General features: G+C 71.3%; 17 protein-coding genes and 1 pseudogene. 14 read left to right on the plus strand and 4 right to left on the minus strand.

Translation table 11 applies throughout. The annotated features are described in order from the left end of the window. The first annotated feature begins 42 nt into the window (after positions 1-42). The 5 genes from mqnE (at position 43) to IG84_RS0102435 (ending at position 4698) form a co-directional block, all read left to right on the plus strand. A complete protein-coding gene (gene mqnE / locus IG84_RS0102415) occupies positions 43-1206 on the plus strand; it encodes an aminofutalosine synthase MqnE (RefSeq protein ID WP_031050750.1) in 1164 nt (387 codons plus the stop codon). Positions 1207-1253: 47 nt separating this feature from the next. Then, positions 1254-1778 carry a GNAT family N-acetyltransferase gene (locus tag IG84_RS0102420; RefSeq protein WP_031050755.1) on the plus strand — a complete coding sequence of 175 codons (525 nt, stop codon included), beginning with the start codon at positions 1254-1256 and terminating at the stop codon, positions 1776-1778. A 94-nt stretch (positions 1779-1872) separates the two neighbouring features. Then, complete coding sequence (locus IG84_RS0102425) at positions 1873-2160, plus strand: DUF4229 domain-containing protein (protein ID WP_031050757.1); 288 nt, start codon at positions 1873-1875, stop codon at positions 2158-2160. Positions 2161-2540: 380 nt separating this feature from the next. Next, the gene (locus IG84_RS0102430; RefSeq protein WP_031050759.1) at positions 2541-3884 is read left to right on the plus strand and encodes a dicarboxylate/amino acid:cation symporter; all 1344 of its coding nucleotides are present in this window, start codon (positions 2541-2543) and stop codon (positions 3882-3884) included. A 163-nt stretch (positions 3885-4047) separates the two neighbouring features. Further along, complete coding sequence (locus IG84_RS0102435) at positions 4048-4698, plus strand: TetR/AcrR family transcriptional regulator (protein ID WP_031050762.1); 651 nt, start codon at positions 4048-4050, stop codon at positions 4696-4698. Positions 4699-4770: 72 nt separating this feature from the next. Here IG84_RS0102435 and IG84_RS0102440 read toward each other — a convergent pair whose 3' ends face one another. Continuing rightward, positions 4771-5643 (minus strand): MaoC family dehydratase, encoded by an 873-nt coding sequence (locus IG84_RS0102440; protein ID WP_031050763.1) that lies wholly within the window; start codon positions 5641-5643, stop codon positions 4771-4773. Continuing rightward, complete coding sequence (locus IG84_RS0102445; RefSeq protein WP_031050765.1) at positions 5643-6971, minus strand: 3-oxoacyl-ACP reductase; 1329 nt, start codon at positions 6969-6971, stop codon at positions 5643-5645. Before IG84_RS0102445 ends, IG84_RS0102440 begins: the two co-directional genes overlap by 1 nt. 71 nt (positions 6972-7042) lie before the next feature. Between IG84_RS0102445 and IG84_RS0102450 the strand changes: the two genes are divergently transcribed. Next, the gene (locus tag IG84_RS0102450) at positions 7043-8332 is read left to right on the plus strand and encodes an acetyl-CoA C-acetyltransferase (protein WP_031050767.1); all 1290 of its coding nucleotides are present in this window, start codon (positions 7043-7045) and stop codon (positions 8330-8332) included. A gap of 118 nt (positions 8333-8450) precedes the next feature. Further along, positions 8451-10361 carry an AMP-dependent synthetase/ligase gene (locus IG84_RS0102455; protein ID WP_031050770.1) on the plus strand — a complete coding sequence of 637 codons (1911 nt, stop codon included), beginning with the start codon at positions 8451-8453 and terminating at the stop codon, positions 10359-10361. 240 nt (positions 10362-10601) lie between these two features. Here IG84_RS0102455 and IG84_RS0102460 read toward each other — a convergent pair whose 3' ends face one another. Further along, positions 10602-10805, minus strand: coding sequence for a cold-shock protein (locus tag IG84_RS0102460; RefSeq protein ID WP_003984261.1), 204 nt, complete (start codon positions 10803-10805; stop codon positions 10602-10604). A 336-nt stretch (positions 10806-11141) separates the two neighbouring features. Here IG84_RS0102460 and IG84_RS0102465 point away from each other — a divergent pair, with 336 nt between their 5' ends. The 4 genes from IG84_RS0102465 to IG84_RS0102480 all read left to right on the plus strand — a co-directional run bounded on the left by IG84_RS0102465 (position 11142) and on the right by IG84_RS0102480 (position 14908). Then, complete coding sequence (locus tag IG84_RS0102465; RefSeq protein ID WP_051861304.1) at positions 11142-12029, plus strand: menaquinone biosynthetic enzyme MqnA/MqnD family protein; 888 nt, start codon at positions 11142-11144, stop codon at positions 12027-12029. 400 nt (positions 12030-12429) lie between these two features. After that, complete coding sequence (gene mqnC, locus IG84_RS0102470; protein ID WP_031050775.1) at positions 12430-13629, plus strand: cyclic dehypoxanthinyl futalosine synthase; 1200 nt, start codon at positions 12430-12432, stop codon at positions 13627-13629. Between the two features lie 10 nt (positions 13630-13639). Continuing rightward, a complete protein-coding gene (locus IG84_RS0102475; protein WP_031050778.1) occupies positions 13640-14173 on the plus strand; it encodes an imidazolonepropionase-like domain-containing protein in 534 nt (177 codons plus the stop codon). A gap of 36 nt (positions 14174-14209) precedes the next feature. Further along, positions 14210-14908, plus strand: a complete 699-nt coding sequence (locus tag IG84_RS0102480; protein ID WP_031050781.1) for a demethylmenaquinone methyltransferase — start codon at positions 14210-14212, stop codon at positions 14906-14908. A gap of 26 nt (positions 14909-14934) precedes the next feature. On the opposite strand, the gene IG84_RS0102485 is transcribed toward IG84_RS0102480, so the two are convergent. Further along, the gene (locus IG84_RS0102485) at positions 14935-15447 is read right to left on the minus strand and encodes a GNAT family N-acetyltransferase (RefSeq protein WP_031050784.1); all 513 of its coding nucleotides are present in this window, start codon (positions 15445-15447) and stop codon (positions 14935-14937) included. Positions 15448-15502: 55 nt separating this feature from the next. Here IG84_RS0102485 and IG84_RS0102490 point away from each other — a divergent pair. From IG84_RS0102490 to IG84_RS0102500, 3 genes and pseudogenes are all read left to right on the plus strand, one after another. Further along, positions 15503-16855: pseudogene (locus IG84_RS0102490) on the plus strand (geranylgeranyl reductase family protein); the annotation flags it as partial. Positions 16856-17112: 257 nt separating this feature from the next. Continuing rightward, positions 17113-17280: a hypothetical protein gene (locus IG84_RS40410; protein ID WP_157848803.1), complete on the plus strand. Its 168-nt coding sequence runs from the start codon at positions 17113-17115 to the stop codon at positions 17278-17280. A gap of 50 nt (positions 17281-17330) precedes the next feature. Then, complete coding sequence (locus IG84_RS0102500; RefSeq protein WP_031050791.1) at positions 17331-18074, plus strand: IclR family transcriptional regulator; 744 nt, start codon at positions 17331-17333, stop codon at positions 18072-18074. Positions 18075-18156 lie beyond the last annotated feature (82 nt).

The following is an 18156-nucleotide window of genomic DNA, read 5'->3' on the forward strand; positions in this document are numbered from 1 at the left end:
GTCGAGGTCGTATCGGTAGAAAACAATGGGAGGCGGACCGGAATGGACGCTGGGCTCAAGCGCGAGCTGGAGGAGAAGGTCCACGCCGGTGAACGGCTGACCCGCGAGGACGGCATCGCCCTCTACGAGTCCGACGACCTGGCGTGGCTCGGCGGCCTCGCGCACGAGGTGCGCACCCGCAAGAACGGCGACGTCGTGCACTTCAACGTCAACCGTCACCTCAACATGACGAACGTGTGCACCGCCTCGTGCGCCTACTGCTCCTTCCAGCGCAAGCCGGGCGAGAAGGACGCGTACACGATGCGCATCGAGGAGGCCGTCCGCCTGGCCAAGGCCATGGAGAACGAGAACCTCACCGAGCTGCACATCGTCAACGGTCTGCACCCGAACCTGCCCTGGCGTTACTACCCCCGCTCCCTGAAGGCCCTCAAGGAAGCCCTGCCGAACGTCGGGCTGAAGGCCTTCACGGCAACGGAGATCCACCACTTCGAGTCCATCTCGGGCATGGACGCCTCGGACATCCTCGACGAGCTGATCGAGGCCGGCCTGGAGTCGCTGACCGGCGGCGGTGCGGAGATCTTCGACTGGGAGATCCGGCAGCACATTGTCGACCACCGCACCCACTGGGAGGACTGGTCGCGGATCCACCGCCTGGCGCACGAGAAGGGGCTCAAGACCCCGAGCACCATGCTGTACGGGCACATCGAGGAGCCGCGCCACCGCGTGGACCACGTGCTGCGGCTGCGCGAGCTGCAGGACGAGACCGGCGGCTTCCAGGTCTTCATCCCGCTGCGCTACCAGCACGACTTCGTGGACATGCAGGACGGCAAGGTCCGCAACAAGCTGCAGGCCCGCACGACCATGGCCACCGGCGCCGAGGCCCTGAAGACCTTCGCGGTCTCCCGCCTCCTCTTCGACAACGTGCCGCACGTGAAGTGCTTCTGGGTCATGCACGGCCTGCAGACCACGCAGCTCGCGCTGCAGCACGGCGCGGACGACATGGACGGCTCGGTCGTCGAGTACAAGATCACGCACGACGCCGACAACTACGGCACGCCGAACAAGCTCACCCGCGAGGACCTGCTGGACCTCATCACGGACGCGGGCTTCCGGCCGGTCGAGCGGAACACCCGGTACGAGATCATCCGCGAGTACCCGGGCCCGGACGCGAACCGCCGCGAGGAGCCGCAGCCGATGCGGGTGTGACGGAAAGAGCTTTTCGGTCACCGGAGTGACGAATTAGGGTCCAGGTCATGAGCGTGCGCTTCGACCTGGACCCTTCTGTCACCCCTGAACTGCGCGACGGCATCTGCTCGCTGTGGGCGGATGTCTCGAACGCCGGCGGGGCTGTCGGGTTCGTGCCGCCCGTGACCGGCGAGGACATCCGTCCCGAGCTGATCAGGCACCTGGCCGCGATGGCCGAGGGCCGGGCGCGCCTGGTCGTCGGCCGGGACGCGGACGGCACACCGCTGGCGACCGCCTTCTTGTACGAGAACACGCACCGGCTCATGCGGCACTGGCTGTGGGTCTACAGCGTGATGGTGCACCCCTCCTTGCAGGGACAGGGCGTGGGCCGCGCGCTGATGGCGGCGGTCGAGGACGCCGCGCGTGGCACCGAAGGGATACGCGCGATCCGGCTCACCTGCCGCGGCGGCACCGGAGCGGACCGCTTCTACGCCTCCTGCGGATACAAGGAGGTCGGCCGGGTCCCCGACGCCATCAAGGTCGGCGACGACGACTACCGCGACGACGTCACCATGTGGCACGAGCTGCACTGAGGCGGCCGGGTCCGGGGGCGGGAAAGATCGCACAGACTGCTGTGCTTGACTGGATGCAGACCCTTTCGGTTGTCGTTGAGAAGAAGGTCCGACCGTGAGCAGCCAGAAGCACGCCGCACTCCTGTACACCGCTTCCCGTCTGGGCCTCTTCGTCGTCTGCTTCGCGGTCGTCTGGGGCCTCGCGTACCTGCGCGTCATCCCGCTGGGTATCGGTGACTCGAACATCATCTGGCTGCTGCTGCTCGCCATCGTGATCTCCGCGCCGCTCAGCTTCGTGCTGCTGCGCAAGCAGCGGGACGCGATGTCCCAGCAGATCGTGGCCAAGGTGGACCGCCAGAAGGAGCGGCTCGCCGCCAACCGCAGCCAGGAGGACGGCGTCTGAGACCGCCCGGCCGCCGGCCCTTCGGCGTGTAAGACGCCTCACACACCGCGCCCGCCCGCCCGTGGAGTTTCCGCTCCACCGGCGGGCGTTGGCGTATCCCGTCCGGTGCGGTGGCGGGTGATGCCAAAGATTTTCTTTGAGTGTCCCAAAGTTCAAGTGTTAACGTATCGGACATGAAGACAGCAGTAGCGCACTCGTTCCCCATGAGCCTCACGCTCGTGGCGCGCCTGCACGTCGATCTTTGCCGCTGTGAGTCCGCGGCCTGTTGCCGCCGTTGACGTCCCCGCGACGTTCACCGCAGCGGCCGGAGATCCCGCAAACGGACCTCCTGGCGCTCCACGCCTCGTCCCGAAAGCCTGCACGCACCCGGAGTGTGCCCGTTGTCCACGTCTTCCGAGACCCCCTCTCCCAAGACCTCCCGCATACCGAAGGTCCCCTTCTGGGCGCAGATCCTGCTGGGTCTCGTCCTCGGTGTGCTCCTCGGCTGGATCGCCAAGAGCGGCGACATCGGCTGGCTGGTCACCACCCTCGGCAAGATCGGTGAGCTCTTCGTCCAGCTCCTGAAGCTGGCCGTCGCCCCGCTGGTCTTCTTCGCCATCGTGGTGTCGATCACCAACCTGCGGCAGGTCAACAACGCCGCCAGGCTCGCCACCCGCACCCTGCTCTGGTTCATGGTCACCTCGCTGATCGCCGTCGCGATCGGCCTGGCGATCGGCCTGGTCACCAACCCCGGCTCCGGCACGGGCCTCACGCCCGCCGACGGCTCCAAGCCCGACCACGCCGGTACCTGGATCGACTTCCTGACCGGGATCATCCCGACCGACATCATCACGCCCTTCACCGAGCTGCAGGTCCTGCAGATCGTCTTCATGGCGGCCGTCGTCGGCATCGCGGCGCTCCAGCTCGGCGAGAAGGCCGAGCCGGTCCTCAAGCTCAGCCGCTCGGCGCTCGAACTGCTCCAGAAGGCCCTGTGGTGGGTCATCCGGCTGGCCCCGCTGGGCACCGTCGGCCTCATCGGCAACGCGATCGCCACGTACGGCTGGAACCTCATCGGCAAGTACGCGACCTTCACCGTCGACATCTACGTCGGCTGCGCGCTGGTGATGTTCGGCGTGTACCCGCTGCTGCTGGCGACCGTCGCCAAGGTCAGCCCGCTGCAGTTCTTCAAGGGCGCCTGGCCCGCCATCCAGCTCGCGTTCGTCTCGCGCTCCTCGGTCGGCACCATGCCGGTCACCCAGAAGGTCACCGAGCGCCTCGGCGTCCCGAAGGAGTACGCGTCCTTCGCGGTCCCCTTCGGCTCGACGACCAAGATGGACGGCTGCGCCTCGATCTACCCGGCGCTCGCCGCGATCTTCATCGCGCAGATCTTCGACGTCCCGCTGAACGTGGGTGACTACGTCCTGATCGCCTTCGTCTCGGTCATCGGCTCGGCCGCCACCGCCGGCCTCACCGGCGCCACGGTCATGCTGACCCTGACCCTCTCCACGCTGGGCCTCCCGCTGGCCGGTGTCGGTCTCCTCATGGCCATCGACCCGATCCTGGACATGATGCGGACCGCCACCAACGTGGCCGGCCAGGCCGTCATCCCGATCCTGGTCTCCGCCAAGGAGAAGATCCTGGACCGGGAGGCGTACGCCAACGCCACCAGCATCAGCCTGGACGGCGACCCCGAGGCGGCGACCACCGCCGTCGAGGCCGACCGGAAGGTGTCGGTCCCGGCCTGACCCGCCCTCGTACGTCCGGCACCGCGCCCCGAAGTCACCGGCTCCGGGGCGCGGTGCGTTGTGCGGGGCTTTCCCGGCATCTGGCCCGAAGGGGACCATCGTCCCGGGGTGGCGGTCCGTAAACTTACTTGGCGGTAAGCGGCGGGGTGGAAGGACGTTCGGTGTGGGTGGCGTGAAGAGCAAGCGGGTGCCGCGGGCGGTGCGCGAGCAGCAGATGATGGACGCGGCCGTGCTGACGTTCGCGCGGCGGGGGTACCGGGCCGCCTCGATGGACGAGATCGCCGAGGTCGCCGGGGTGTCCAAGCCGCTGGTCTACCTCTATCTGAACTCCAAGGAGGAGCTGTTCACCGCGGTCATCCAGCGGGAGGCGGCGGCGCTGGTCGCGGCCGTGCGGGGCGCCGTGGAGCAGGGCGCCGCGGCCGACCGGCAGCTCTGGAGCGGGCTGAAGGGCTTCTTCGCGCACACCGCCGAGCATCCGGAGGGGTGGGCGGTGCTGCACCAGCAGGCGCGTACGCACGGCGAGCCGTTCGCCCTTGAGGTCGCCGCGATGCGCGCGGAGATCATCGAGTTCGTGACCGGCCTGATCGGTGCCGCGGCGCGGGAGGCGGGCTGCGACGAGAGCCTGGCCGAGCGCGAGGTGTCGGGGCTGGCCCATGCGCTCGTCGGCTCCGCCGAGTCGCTCGCCGAGTGGGCCAACGCCCGCCCGGAGGACGCCCGCCCCTCCGCCAAGGAGACCGCGGCGACGCTGATGAACTTCGCCTGGACCGGCCTCGGCCCCCTGATGGGTGGCGAGCGGTGGGCGCCCGGCGGGTGACCTCGCGCGGAAGGGCGGCCGCGGCGGCGCGGCGGGGTCCGGGCCGTGCCGCCGCGACGACCCGCGCGGGGGTCATCCAGGTATTCGGATGTTCCCCTCCAGATGGATGCGCTCTTTTCGGCCGGATCGGCTGCCCAGTCGGAAGGCGTGGCCGTCGGAGCCGTAGGTGACGGTCGCCGGGAGCAGGACCGGGGCGCGGAAGCGGGCGGTGAGGTGCACTGCCGGGGCGTCGGCCGGTACGGCCTCGGCGGCGCACCGCGCGATGGTCCACATGCCGTGTGCGAGGGCGCGCGGGAAGCCGAGCGCGCGGGCGGTCAGCGGGTGGAGGTGGATGGGGTTGTAGTCGCCGGAGACGGCGGCGTGCCGGCGGCCGAGGTCGGCGGCCAGCTTCCACTCGTCACAAAACGGCAGCTCGGGGGTGGCGGGATCGTCCGGCGGGGGAGTGCTCGCCGTGGCCTCCGTCCGGTGCCGGGCCAGGTACGTGCTGCGGTCCTCCCACACCAGTTCGCCGCCCCGCCGCGCCTCCGTGACCAGGACGGCCTCGGTGCCGCGCCGGTGCGGGCGCAGTTCCTGTGCGTACACCGTCAGGTCCAGCGGCCGGTCCGCGTACAGCGGCGCGTGCTGGGCGATCTCGATCGTGGTGTGCACGAGGCCGAGCATCGGGAGCGGGAAGCTCCGGGCGCTCATCAGCCGCGCGGCCAGCGGGAAGCCGAGGATGTGCGGATAGGTGACCGGCAGTACCGGGCCGGGCGCGCCGAAGCCGCACACCTCGGCGTACGCGGCGGTGCGCGCCGCGTCGGCCCGTACGCCGGGCAGCGTGAGCCGTACGGCGGGCAGCGGCGCGTCCGCCCGCGGCCGCTTGCCCATCCCGGTCACCGCCCCCTTGGCCAGCGCGGGCATCAGCCGCGGCGCGCGCGGGAGGGAAATCTCCGGCAGCACAGACATCACGCCCCCAGCAGGCTCTGCCCGCAGACCCGGACGACCTGGCCGTTGACGCCGCCGGAGGCCGGGCTCGCGAGCCAGGCGATGGTCTCGGCGACATCGACCGGCAGGCCGCCCTGGCCGAGGGAGTTCATCCGGCGGCCGGCCTCCCGGATGAAGAGCGGTACGGCGGCGGTCATCCTGGTCTCGATGAAGCCGGGCGCCACGGCGTTGACCGTCACGCCGTACTCCTCCGCGGCCCGCGGCGCCAGCGAGCGGACCAGCCCGATGATCCCGGCCTTGCTCGCCGCGTAGTTGGTCTGCCCGGTGTTGCCCGCGATGCCGGCGATGGACGCGGTGGCGATCACCCGGCCCGTGCCGCGCCGCAGCGTGCCGGCGGCCAGCAGGTGATCGGTGGTCCGCAGGACGGAGGCCAGATTGACGTCCAGTACGGAATCCCAGCGGTCGGCCGCCATGTTGGCCAGCCGCCGGTCGCGCGTGATGCCCGCGTTGTGGACGAGGACGTCCAGCCCGTCGGGGAGCGCGGCGGCGATCCGCTCGCCCGCGTCCGGCGCGGTGATGTCCAGCGTGAGGGCCTGCCCGCCCAGCCGCTCGGCGACCGCCCGCGCGTCCGCCTCGGCCTGCGGCACGTCCAGGCAGACCAGCCGCGCGCCGTACCGGGCCAGCGTCTCCGCGACCGCCGCGCCGATGCCCCGCGCGGCGCCGGTCACCAGCGCGGTACGCCCGTCCAGCGGCCGGTCCCAGTCGCCGGGGACGGGCACGTCATCGGCCGCTGCGACGCCGATGACCTGCCCGCTCACGTATGCGGACCGGGGCGAGAGCAGGAAGCGCAGGGTGGACTCCGCGGCCCCGGCGGACGCCGGTGCCAGCCGCAGCAGGTGTGCCGTGCGGCCGCGGCCGACCTCCTTGCCGAGCGACCGCACGAATCCTTCGAGGGCCTGCTGCGCGGCGGCCTGGTGATGGTCCGTCGGGTCGGGTGCCGAGCCGAGTACGACCAGCCGGGCGTCGTCCGTCAGCGACCGCAGCACGGGGTGCAGCCCGTCGTACACCTCGCGCAGGGCGGCCACGTCGCCCGCGCCGGTGGCGTCCACGACGACCGCCGCGTACCGCGCCCCGGCCTGGCGCGAGGTGTGCACCGGCAGCCCGGCGCGGGCCAGCACCGCCGCGGGCTCGACCGTGCTCCTGCTCGCCGTCAGATGCAGCAGCGGCCCGTCCAGTACCGGCCGTTCCGCGCTCCACCGGTGCAGCGGCGCCGGCTGCGGCAGCCCCAGCCGCCGGGTCACGAAGCGGCCCGGACCGGATTGCGTGAAACGAAGGTAGCGATCGGGCATTGGCCGGCTCCTGGATCTCGCGTAAATTTACTTCTGAGTAAGGTTACTCAAGGGTCAGGAGCTGGTCGAGGATGAGTACGCAGGAGAGCGCCGCGGGCATCCGGCGGGTCGCGGTGATCGGCGGCAGCCGCATTCCCTTCGCCCGCTCGGACGGCCCGTACGCCACCGCTTCCAACCAGGAGCTGCTGACCGCCGCGCTGGACGGCCTGGTCGAGCGGTTCGACCTGGAGGGCGAGCGGATCGGCGAGTTCGTCGCGGGCGCGGTGCTCAAGCACAGCCGCGACTTCAATCTGGCCCGCGAGACGGTGCTCGGCTCGGGGCTGGATCCGCGCACCCCCGCGTACGACATCCAGCAGGCGTGCGGCACCGGCCTGCAGGCCGTCATCGCCGCCGCCAACAAGATCGCGCTCGGCCAGACGGACAGCGCGATCGCCGGCGGCTCCGACACCGCCAGCGACGCCCCGCTCGGCGTCAACGAGGAGCTGCGGAAGATCCTGCTGGCCACCCGCCGCGCGAAGTCGGCCGGCGCCCGCCTCAAGCAGCTCTCCCGTATACGCGCGCGCCACCTCGTCCCCGAGATCCCCCGCAACGCCGAGCCGCGCACCGGACTCTCCATGGGCGAGCACGCGGCCCGTACGGCCAAGAAGTGGGGCATCCAGCGCGCGGATCAGGACGCCCTGGCCGCGACCAGCCACCAGCGGCTCGCCGCCGCCTACGACCGCGGTTTCCTCAAGGACCTCGTCGTCCCCTTCCGGGGTCTGGACCGCGATCAGAATCTGCGGCCGGACTCGACGGTGGAGAAGCTGGCCCGGCTCGAGCCGGTCTTCGGCGTCCGGGACGGCGACGCCACGATGACGGCGGGCAACTCCACGCCGCTGACGGACGGCGCGGCGACCGTGCTGCTGGCGAGCGAGGAGTGGGCGACCGCGCGCGGCCTTGCGCCACTGGCCTACCTCACCGCGTACGAAACGGCCGCCGTGGACTACGTGGACGGGGACGACGGGCTGCTGATGGCGCCCGCGTACGCCGTGCCGCGGATGCTGGAGCGGGCCGGGCTCGGCATCGAGGACTTCGACCTGATCGAGATTCACGAGGCGTTCGCCTCCCAGGTGCTCGCCACCCTCGCCGCCTGGGAGAAGCAGGGGCTGGCGCCCGTCGACCGCGACCGGCTCAATGTCGCCGGGTCCTCGCTCGCCACCGGCCATCCCTTCGCCGCGACCGGCGCCCGCATCGTCGCCACCCTCGCCGAGCTGCTGGCCGAACGGGAACCGGCCGCCGACGGCAGGCCCGTACGCGGCCTGATCTCGATCTGCGCGGCGGGCGGCCTGGGCGTGACGGCGGTCCTCGAACGCGCGCAGTAACCCGCGCAAGGACCTTGCCAGGGCAGCCGGGCAGCCCGTACCACGCCGTACCCAGCAGCAGCGTCGTCCCCAGCAGCAGCCGAAGAGCCGTACCGCAGCAGCACCGAAGGAGCCGCTCGTGTCCAGCCAGGAAGCCGCACCACCCGCCACGCCCGCACTGGTCCCGCCGCGCAAGACCGTCGAGGACGGTGTCGTCCGCGAGGTCTTCGTCCCGCCGCTCGCCCCCGCCGTCCCCACCGGCTCCCTGGGCGACATCCCCTTCGACAACGCCGCCGCGGCCCCCACCGACGTCGTCCTCGGCCGCAAGCAGTACGACGGAAGCTGGCGCGACGTGACCGCCGCCGACTTCGCCGACGAGGTGCTCGCCCTCGCCAAGGGCCTGATCGCCCACGGACTGCGCCCCGGCGACCGGCTCGCCATCATGGCCAGTACCAGCTACGAGTGGACCCTGATCGACTTCGCGTCCTGGGCGGCGGGGCTGGTCACCGTCCCCCTCTACCCGACCTCCTCGGCCCACCAGGCCCAGTCGATCCTGCAGGACTCCGGCGCCCGGGCCTGCGTCGTGGAGAACGTCGAGCAGACTCGCATGATCAGCGGGATACGCGGCGGCCTCCCGGACCTCGCCCAGCTCTGGCAGCTCGACACCGGCGCCGTCGCCCAGATCACCTCGGCGGGCCGCGACCTGTCCGCGTACGAGGTGACCAAGCGGCGCGCCGGACGCGGCCCCGCCGACACCGCCACCCTCATCTACACCTCCGGCACCACCGGACGCCCCAAGGGCTGCGTCCTGACCCACGGCAACTTCTTCGCCGAGGTCGACAACTCCATCGAACTGCTGCACCCCGTCTTCAGGTCGGTCAGCAAGGACCCCGCCTCGACCCTGCTCTTCCTGCCCCTCTCGCACGTCTTCGGCCGGATGGTCGCGGTCGGCTGCCTGCGCGCCCGCGTGAAGCTGGGCCACGCGCCCAGCATCCAGACGGACGAGCTGCTCGCCGACCTGGCCGGGTTCCGCCCGACGTTCCTGCTGGCCATCCCGTACGTACTGGAGAAGGTCCACAACACCGGCCGGGCCACGGCCGAGAAGATGGGCCGGGCCGCCTCCTTCGACCGCGCGGCGCGGATCGCCCGCCGTTACGGCGAGGCGGTCGAGGCCGCGGAGCACGGCACCGGGCCCGGTCCGGGCCTCGGCCTGCGCGCGGCGCGCAGCCTGTATGACCCGCTCGTCTACCGCCGCATCCGCGCGGCGCTGGGCGGCCGGGTCCGTTACGCGATCTGCGGCGGCTCCCCGCTCGGCCGGCGGCTGGCCGCGTTCTACGAGGGCGCCGGCATCCAGGTCTTCGAGGGGTACGGCCTGACGGAGACCACCGCGGCCGCCACCGTCACCCCGCCCCTCAAACCGCGCCTGGGCACCGTGGGCTGGCCGCTGCCGGGCAGCGCGGTCCGCATCGCGCAGGACGGGGAGGTACTGCTCCGCGGTGGCCAGGTCTTCAGCGGGTACTGGGACGCGGCGAGCGGGACCGCCGTCCCGGCCGTCGACGAGGAGGCGTGGTTCGCCACCGGCGACCTCGGCACGCTGGACGCGGACGGCTACTTGACCATCACCGGCCGCAAGAAGGAGATCATCGTGACCGCCAGCGGCAAGAACGTGGCGCCCGCGCCGCTGGAGGACCGGCTGCGCGCGCACCCGCTGGTCGGCCAGTGCCTGGTGATCGGCGACAACCGCCCGTACATCACCGCGCTGCTCACCCTGGAGCCGGACGGGCTCGCGCACTGGCGGCAGATGCAGAAGAAGCAGGACGTGCCGCTCGCGGAGCTGGTGCACGACGAGCGGCTCCGCGCCGACCTGCAGCGCGCCGTCGACGACGCGAACCGGCTCGTCTCGCGCGCCGAGTCCATCCGCCGCTTCGCCGTGCTGCCCGCCGACTTCACCGAGGAGGCCGGCCACCTCACGCCGTCGTTGAAACTGAAGCGAGTGGCCATTGCACGGGACTATGCGAAAGACATCGAGGCGCTGTACGAAAGTAGTTGAGCGCGGAACCGACCCCGCCCGTCGTCCGTCGGACCGGGCGCGTCAGACTGGAGTCCCGTGTCGCCTCTGTGGGGGAGGCGGCGCGGGGCTTCACCTTTTCTGCCCCTTTTGTCGGACGCCGGCTCGTGGAGCCGGTGCGGGAAAGGCGGAAAAGGCAGGAGCCCCGCTCGCCACCGAGATGGCGGAGCAGGGCTCCTTGGGTACTGCTACTAACGGCCGCGACCGGCCGGCCCGGGCAACTTAGACCGGGGTGACGTTCTCCGCCTGCGGGCCCTTCGGACCCTGCGTGACGTCGAAGTTCACCTGCTGGTTCTCCTCAAGGGAGCGGAAGCCAGAGGCGTTGATCGCGGAGTAGTGGACGAAGACATCGGGGCCGCCGCCGTCCTGGGCGATGAAGCCGAAGCCCTTCTCGGCGTTGAACCACTTGACGGTTCCGGTAGCCATAAGCCCTCCTTGGGCCAAAGGGTTGCCCTGCTCCAGAACCTGCAATGAAGTCTGAAAACTACAAATGCCTGCGGGTCACATGATCCGCAGGCTCTGTACTGCAAGGGAAACCAAACTGCAACTTGCGCTGAGCCTAGCACGGTGCGCTCAGAAGGCGGAAGAGCCAAAGATCACGTTTATCTTCGTGCCGGGGTTCGCGGTCGGTTCTCGCCATGCGTCCCGCCCGGTTCTTCCCGGGGTTCCGGTCCGGTTCTCGCCGCGGTTCCCTGCGGTTCTCGGCGCCGCACGGAGGCCCCCGCTGCCTCGCGGCGCGCCCCGCGGGTCTAGCCTCCACATGTGGACAATTCAACCGTAGGAGACGCACCCGCACCGACCTCCGGCCACCGCCGGACCCGGCCGCGGGTGGGCCACATCCAGTTTCTGAACTGCCTGCCCCTTTACTGGGGCCTGGCCCGTACGGGCACCCTGCTCGACCTGGAGCTCACCAAGGACACCCCCGACCAGCTCAACGAGAAGCTGGTCAGCGGCGAGCTGGACATGGGACCGATCACCCTCGTCGAGTTCCTCAAGCACGCCGACCAGCTCGTCGCCTTCCCCGACATCGCGGTCGGCTGCGACGGCCCGGTGATGTCCTGCGTGATCGTCTCGCAGAAGCCGCTGGACAAGCTGGACGGCGCCCGGGTCGCGCTCGGGTCGACCTCGCGCACCTCCGTACGGCTGGCGCAACTCCTGCTCGCCGAGAAGGTCGGCGTCACGCCCGACTACTACACCTGCCCGCCCGACCTGGGCGTGATGATGCAGGAGGCGGACGCCGCGGTCCTCATCGGGGACGCCGCGCTGCGCGCCAACCTGCACGAGGCGCCCCGTCTCGGCCTCGAGGTGCACGACCTCGGCCAGATGTGGAAGGACTGGACCGGCCTGCCGTTCGTCTTCGCGGTGTGGGCGGCCCGGCGCGACTACCTGGAGCGCGAGCCGGTCGTCGTACAGAAGGTGCACGAGGCGTTCCTGGCCTCCCGCGACCTGTCCCTGGAGGAGGTCGGCAAGGTCGCCGAGCAGGCGGCGCGCTGGGAGCACTTCGACGAGGAGGTCCTCGCCAAGTACTTCACCACGCTGGACTTCCGCTTCGGCCCCGACCAGCTCCGCGGCGTCACGGAATTCGCCCGCCGCACGGGCCCGACGACGGGCTTCCCGGCGGACGTACGGGTGGATCTGCTGGGCGCCTGACCCGAGCGCACGACACCGGGGGGCCGGCCGCTCGTGCGAGGCGCCGGCCCCTCCCTTTTTTCTTGCCCTATACATCTTCTTCCGCTCCTTCCGGGACGTCCTTCCTTGCCGTCCTTCGGTCCGGGATTCCGCCCCGGAATTCTTGGTGAATGTTTAACGAACGAAGGGGCGGATTCCGGCGCCGTGCGGCATTTCCGGCCGCCGCCGTACCCGGGAATTCCGCCCACTGCTTTTCACCGCAAGAAGGCCGAGAACCCCTCCTGCCGACCCCTGGCGCCGGCCCCTTCCGGCAGGCGCCGCCGGCCGGTGACGGTGGCAGGTGGCCGGGCCGCAAAAGCCCTGGCGTAGGCTGGATCGGTCGTTACGCATGCCCGCCCAAGAACCTCGAAAGGGACGCCCGGTGACCGAGAACGCCGACCTCCAGTCCGTACTCGACCGCGCCGCGGAGGGCGGGCGGATCACCCCCGAGGAAGCCGTCGAGCTGTACCGCTCCGCGCCGCTGCACGCCCTCGGCAAGGCCGCCGACGCCGTGCGCCGCCGCCGCTACGCCGGTACGGAGCACATCGCGACGTACATCATCGAGCGGAACATCAACTACACCAACGTGTGCGTGACGGCGTGCAAGTTCTGCGCGTTCTACGCCGCGCCCAAGGACACCGCCAAGGGCTGGTCCCGCGACCTGGACGACATCCTGCGCCGCTGCGCGGAGACCGTCGAGCTGGGCGGCACGCAGATCATGTTCCAGGGCGGCCACCACCCGGACTACGGCGTGGAGTACTACGAAGAGCACTTCGCCGCCATCAAGAAGGAGTTCCCGGAGCTGGTCATCCACTCCCTCGGCGCGTCCGAGGTCGAGCACATGGCCCGCATCTCGGGTGTCTCCGTCGAGGAGGCCATCCGCCGCATCCACGCCGCGGGCCTCGACTCCTTCGCGGGCGCCGGTGCCGAACTCCTCCCCGAGCGCCCCCGCAAGGCGATCGCTCCCCTCAAGGAGTCCGGCGAGCGCTGGCTGGAGATCATGGAGATCGCCCACAACCTCGGCGTGGAGTCGACCTCCACGATGCTGATGGGCACGGGCGAGACCAACGCCGAGCGCATCGAGCACCTGCGCATGATCCGCGACGTGCAGGACCGTACGGGCGGCTTCCGCGCCTTCATCCCGTACACCTACCAGCCCGAGAACAACCACCTGAAGGGCCGCACGCAGGCCACGATCTTCGAGTACCTCCGGATGATCGCGATCGCCCGCATCTTCCTGGACAACGTCGCCCACATCCAGGGCTCCTGGCTGACGACGGGCAAGGAGATCGGCCAGCTCTCCCTCCATTACGGCGCGGACGACCTCGGCTCGATCATGCTGGAGGAGAACGTCGTCTCCTCGGCCGGTGCCAAGCACCGCTCCAACCGCCAGGAGATCATCGACCTGATCCGCAAGGCGGGCCGTGTCCCCGCCCAGCGCGCGACCACGTACGAGCACCTCGTCGTCCACGACGACCCGGCGAACGACCCGGTCGACGACCGCGTCGCCTCGCACATCTCCTCCACCGCCATCGAGGGCGGCACGGCCCACCCCGAGCTGAAGCTCGTCGAGACGAACTGAGCCGCGGACTGTGCTGACGATTCACCGCGTCCGGGCGGTCGAGGACGTCTCGGCGGAGGACGCGGACGCGGTGGTCGTCGACGGCGCGCGCATCGCGGCCATCGGCCCGTACGAGCAGCTGGCGGCGGAGTACGGCGCGCGGGCCCGCGTACGGGAATGGGACGGCGTCCTCACCCCCGGCCGGCACGAGCCCGACGCCGCGGCGTACCTGGAAGCCGCTTACCACCCCGACCCGCGCGAGGCCGCCGAGCTGGGCACGGAACCCCTGACGGGCGCGGCACTGACGGCCCTCGCCATGACCGACACCCGCTGGGGAGCCAGCGCCCGCCGCGGCCTCCAACGCCTCCTCTCCACCGGCACCACATCCCTGACGGGCCCCTTCACCCACCCATCGGTCCGCACGGCGGTGAGCAGGTCGGGCCTGCGGGAGACCCCGGTCCCCCTCGCCCCGGGCGCCCCGGCCGACTTCGCGGTCTTCGCCACGTCGGGCGCCTGCCTGGTGACGGTCCTCGGCGGCCGGCTGGTGTACCGGCGCCGGGGGTGAGCCCGGGCGCCGCACGCCGTGGTGAACAATGGGCCCGTGACCCGAGCATCTCTGGACAAGCAGCCGCACGAAGTCGCTTCGATGTTCGACGACGTGGCGGAACGGTACGACCTCACCAACGACGTGCTGTCCCTCGGGCAGGCGCGGCTGTGGCGCAAGGCCGTGGACAAGGCCGTGGGGGCGCGGCCCGCCGAGCGGGTGCTCGATCTCGCGGCCGGTACGGGCACGTCGTCCGTGCCGTTCGCGCGGACCGGGGCGTACGTCGTGCCGTGCGACTTCTCCATCGGCATGCTCCGGGAGGGGAAGAAGCGGCAGCCGTGGCTGCCGTTCACCGCGGGGGACGCGACCAAGCTGCCCTTCGCGGACGACTCGTTCGACGCCGTCACGATCTCCTTCGGGCTGCGGAACGTGCAGGACACCGACGCCGCGCTGGCCGAGCTGTACCGCGTCACCAAGCCCGGCGGCCGGGTCGTCATCTGCGAGTTCAGCCAGCCGACGTGGGCGCCCTTCCGGACCGTCTACACCGAGTACCTGATGCGCGCGCTGCCCCCGGTCGCGACCGCCGTCAGCTCCAACCCCGACGCGTACGTCTACCTCGCCGACTCCATCCGCGCCTGGCCCGACCAGCCCGCCCTGGCGGCGCTGCTCCAGAAGGCGGGCTGGCAGAAGGTGGCCTGGCGCAACCTCACGGGCGGGATCGTGGCGCTGCACCGGGGGACGAAGCCGGCCGCCTGAGCCGGCGCGGCGCGCTCCGCCGGCTCTCACAGGTCCAGCCGGTGGCACAGGCCCGTCACCTTCGACACGGGGGAGACGAAGGTCTCCGCCTGCCGCATCCCGAGCCGCCGGGTGACCGCGATCGAGCGCGCGTTCTCGGCGTGCACCATCGCCACGACGTGCCGTACGCCCGCGGCCCGCACGTCCTCCAGGGCGCGCCGGGCCACGGTGGTGGCGTAGCCCTTGCCCCAGTACTTCCGGCCCAGCCGCCAGCCGATCTCGATCTCGCCGACCGGCCCCCACTCCGTCCGCGGCCACGGCTGCGCGCCCGCGAAGCCGATCACCGCGCCGTCCGACGGGTCGACGATGGTGTAGAGGCAGTAACCGCGTTCGGCGTGGTGGCGGCGCTGACGCGCGGTCAGCTCCTCGTAGACCGACGGCTCGGCGGACGCGCCGCCGTGGAATTCCATCACCTCCGGGTCGTCGAAGACCCGGTGCCAGTTCCATGCGTCCTCCTCGGTGGGGACGCGCAGCTCGACGGGGGGAAGCGGCTTCTGCATGGACCAACCCTTCGGAATCCGATCAGGTACGCCTGCATAGACTGCACGGGTCCAGTGCCGGTCGGCACCCAGATATCGAGTTCCGGGAGACAACGCCGTGACCGACGTGACCGATGCCGCCACCGCGACCCAGGCCCGCTCCGAGCACACCGCCGATGTGATCGTCGTGGGGGCCGGCCCGGCCGGCTCGACCACTGCGTACTACCTCGCCAAGGCCGGCCTGGACGTCCTCCTGCTGGAGAAGACGGCCTTCCCGCGCGAGAAGGTCTGCGGCGACGGCCTCACCCCGCGCGCCACCAAGCAGCTCGTCTCGATGGGCATCGACATCTCCGAAGAGGCCGGCTGGCTGCGCAACAAGGGCCTGCGCATCATCGGCGGCGGCGTCCGGCTCCAGCTCGACTGGCCGGACCTGGCCTCGTACCCGGACTACGGCCTGGTCCGCAAGCGTGACGACTTCGACGAGCAGCTCGCCCGCCAGGCGCAGAAGGCCGGCGCCCGGCTGTACGAGCGCTGCAACGTCAGCGGCCCGGTCGTCAACGACCTGACCGGGCGCATCGAGGGCGTCACCGCCAAGCTCGGCGAGGAGAAGACCCCGGTCACCTTCCACGCCCCGCTCGTGGTCGCCGCCGACGGCAACTCCACGCGCCTCTCCCTGGCGATGGGCCTGCACCGCCGCGAGGACCGCCCGATGGGCGTCGCGGTCCGCACGTACTTCACCTCGCCCCGCCACGACGACGACTACCTGGAGTCCTGGCTGGAGCTGTGGGACCGCAGCGGCCCGCAGGACCGGCTGCTGCCCGGCTACGGCTGGATCTTCGGCATGGGCGACGGCACGTCGAACGTCGGCCTCGGCGTCCTGAACACCTCCAGCTCCTTCAAGGAGCTGGACTGGCGCGAGATCCTCAAGGCGTGGTGCGCCTCCATGCCGGAGGACTGGGGCTACACGCCGGAGAACATGACGATGCCGATCCGCGGCGCGGCGCTCCCCATGGCCTTCAACCGCCAGCCGCACTACACCAAGGGCCTCCTTCTGGTCGGTGACGCGGGCGGCCTGGTGAACCCCTTCAACGGCGAGGGCATCGCGTACGCCATGGAGTCCGGCCAGATCGCCGCGGACGTCATCGTGCAGGCGCACGCGCGCGCCACGTACGCCCAGCGCGAGCTGGCCCTGCAGCGGTACCCGAAGATCCTCAAGGACACCTACGGCGGCTACTACTCGATGGGCCGCGCCTTCGTGAAGCTCATCGGCAACCCGAAGATCATGAAGCTGGCCACGCAGCGCGGCCTCACCCACCCGCTGCTGATGAAGTTCACCCTGAAGATGCTGGCCAACCTCACCGACCCGACCGGCGGCGACGCGATGGACCGCATCATCAACGGCCTGAGCAAGGTCGCGCCCAAGGCGTGACCCGCGCGCGTACGGCCTGACGTGCCGCCATCGGCCCTGCCGGTGGCGGCACCGTGCTTTCGCGCCCCTTTCGTCCCCGCGCGGCTCCCGGCTGTCTCAAGGCCGTCCTTGACACGTGAAGTTGGCGGATTGTGCCTACTGCCGTGCAGGCGTGCGGGCGGCCAGGCTGGGGAGGAGCACACACAGCGCCGAGTGGAACACGGAGCGTGAACCATGAGGATGGCGAGGGCACGGCGCCGGCTGCGAGGGGGGATGTCATGAGCGACGGCTCGAAGGGGGGCGAACGGGATGAACGGGATGAGGGGGCCGAGTGTCCCGAGGCGGTGGACCGGACGGACGAGGCGCAGGGGGAGGACGACCGCCGGGCGGAGCTGAGCGCGAAGGTCCGGGAGGCCAACCGGCAGAGCACGCTCTGGCCGCGGTGAGGGATCCTGGAACCGCAAGCAACTGCCGCCCCGAGACGCCCGGAGGGACCATGTCCGCCGCACCCGCCAACGGACCGCTCTCCGTCGACCGGGCGCTGGACGTGCTCGACGCGGTGGCCGGGTCGGCGGGGCCGGTGCCGGCCAAGGCGCTGGCCCGGCGGCTGGGCTGTTCACTGTCCACGGTCTACAACCTGCTGGGACCGCTGACCGCACGCGGGCACGTGCGGCGTACGGGCGGTGGCTACGTCCTGGGGCACCGGGTCCCCGCGCTGTACCGGGCGTTCCAGCGGCAGACCGGTATCGAGGAGGACGCGCGCGAGCTGCTGCGGCACGTACGGCGCGCGACCGGGACGCACGCGTACCTCAGCGCGGTGGGTCAGGGGCGGATCGCGGTCGTCGACAGCACGCTGCCGGTGTCCGCGGCCGGCGGGCCGTTCGCGGTGGGGCCCGACCACGGCGCGCACGCCACCGCACACGGCAAGGTGCTGCTCGCCGCGCTGAACCGGCCCGCGCGCCGCCGCTACCTCGACGCGCACGGCCTGCCCCGGCTGACGGACCGTACGATCACCTCGCCCGAGCGCTTCGAGGCGGAGCTGGTGCGGGTGCGCCGGGAGGGGCTGGCCGTGTCGGTCGGCGAAACCGACCCGGCCCACACCTGTCTCGCCGTCCGCCTCCCGGGCGAGGGCCCCGACGGCTCCCTCCGCGCGCTGTCGGTGTCCCTGCCGACCGCCGACTACCCCGCGCGCCGGGGCGAACTGGCCTCCGTACTGACCCGCGCGGCGGCCGGGTCCTGAACAGCCGGGCAGCCGCACCCGCAGCGGGTTCCCCCGTACCGGTTTTCCGGCATCGGTGGAATGGCGGGCCCGTCGGCTCGCG

Source organism: Streptomyces ochraceiscleroticus (assembly GCF_000720485.1).
In the GTDB taxonomy this organism is placed as follows: Bacteria; Actinomycetota; Actinomycetes; order Streptomycetales; family Streptomycetaceae; genus Streptomyces; species Streptomyces ochraceiscleroticus.

What these genes read in the sequence shown, in the direction of transcription:
- mqnE (WP_031050750.1), top strand. Translation starts at nt 43, where the DNA reads ATGGACGCTGGGCTCAAGCGCGAGCTGGAGGAGAAGGTCCACGCCGGT.
- IG84_RS0102420 (WP_031050755.1), top strand. Translation starts at nt 1,254, where the DNA reads ATGAGCGTGCGCTTCGACCTGGACCCTTCTGTCACCCCTGAACTGCGC.
- IG84_RS0102440 (WP_031050763.1), bottom strand. Translation starts at nt 5,643, where the DNA reads ATGTCTGTGCTGCCGGAGATTTCCCTCCCGCGCGCGCCGCGGCTGATG.
- IG84_RS0102445 (WP_031050765.1), bottom strand. Translation starts at nt 6,971, where the DNA reads ATGCCCGATCGCTACCTTCGTTTCACGCAATCCGGTCCGGGCCGCTTC.
- IG84_RS0102450 (WP_031050767.1), top strand. Translation starts at nt 7,043, where the DNA reads ATGAGTACGCAGGAGAGCGCCGCGGGCATCCGGCGGGTCGCGGTGATC.
- IG84_RS0102460 (WP_003984261.1), bottom strand. Translation starts at nt 10,805, where the DNA reads ATGGCTACCGGAACCGTCAAGTGGTTCAACGCCGAGAAGGGCTTCGGC.
- IG84_RS0102485 (WP_031050784.1), bottom strand. Translation starts at nt 15,447, where the DNA reads ATGCAGAAGCCGCTTCCCCCCGTCGAGCTGCGCGTCCCCACCGAGGAG.
- IG84_RS40410 (WP_157848803.1), top strand. Translation starts at nt 17,113, where the DNA reads ATGAGCGACGGCTCGAAGGGGGGCGAACGGGATGAACGGGATGAGGGG.
- IG84_RS0102500 (WP_031050791.1), top strand. Translation starts at nt 17,331, where the DNA reads ATGTCCGCCGCACCCGCCAACGGACCGCTCTCCGTCGACCGGGCGCTG.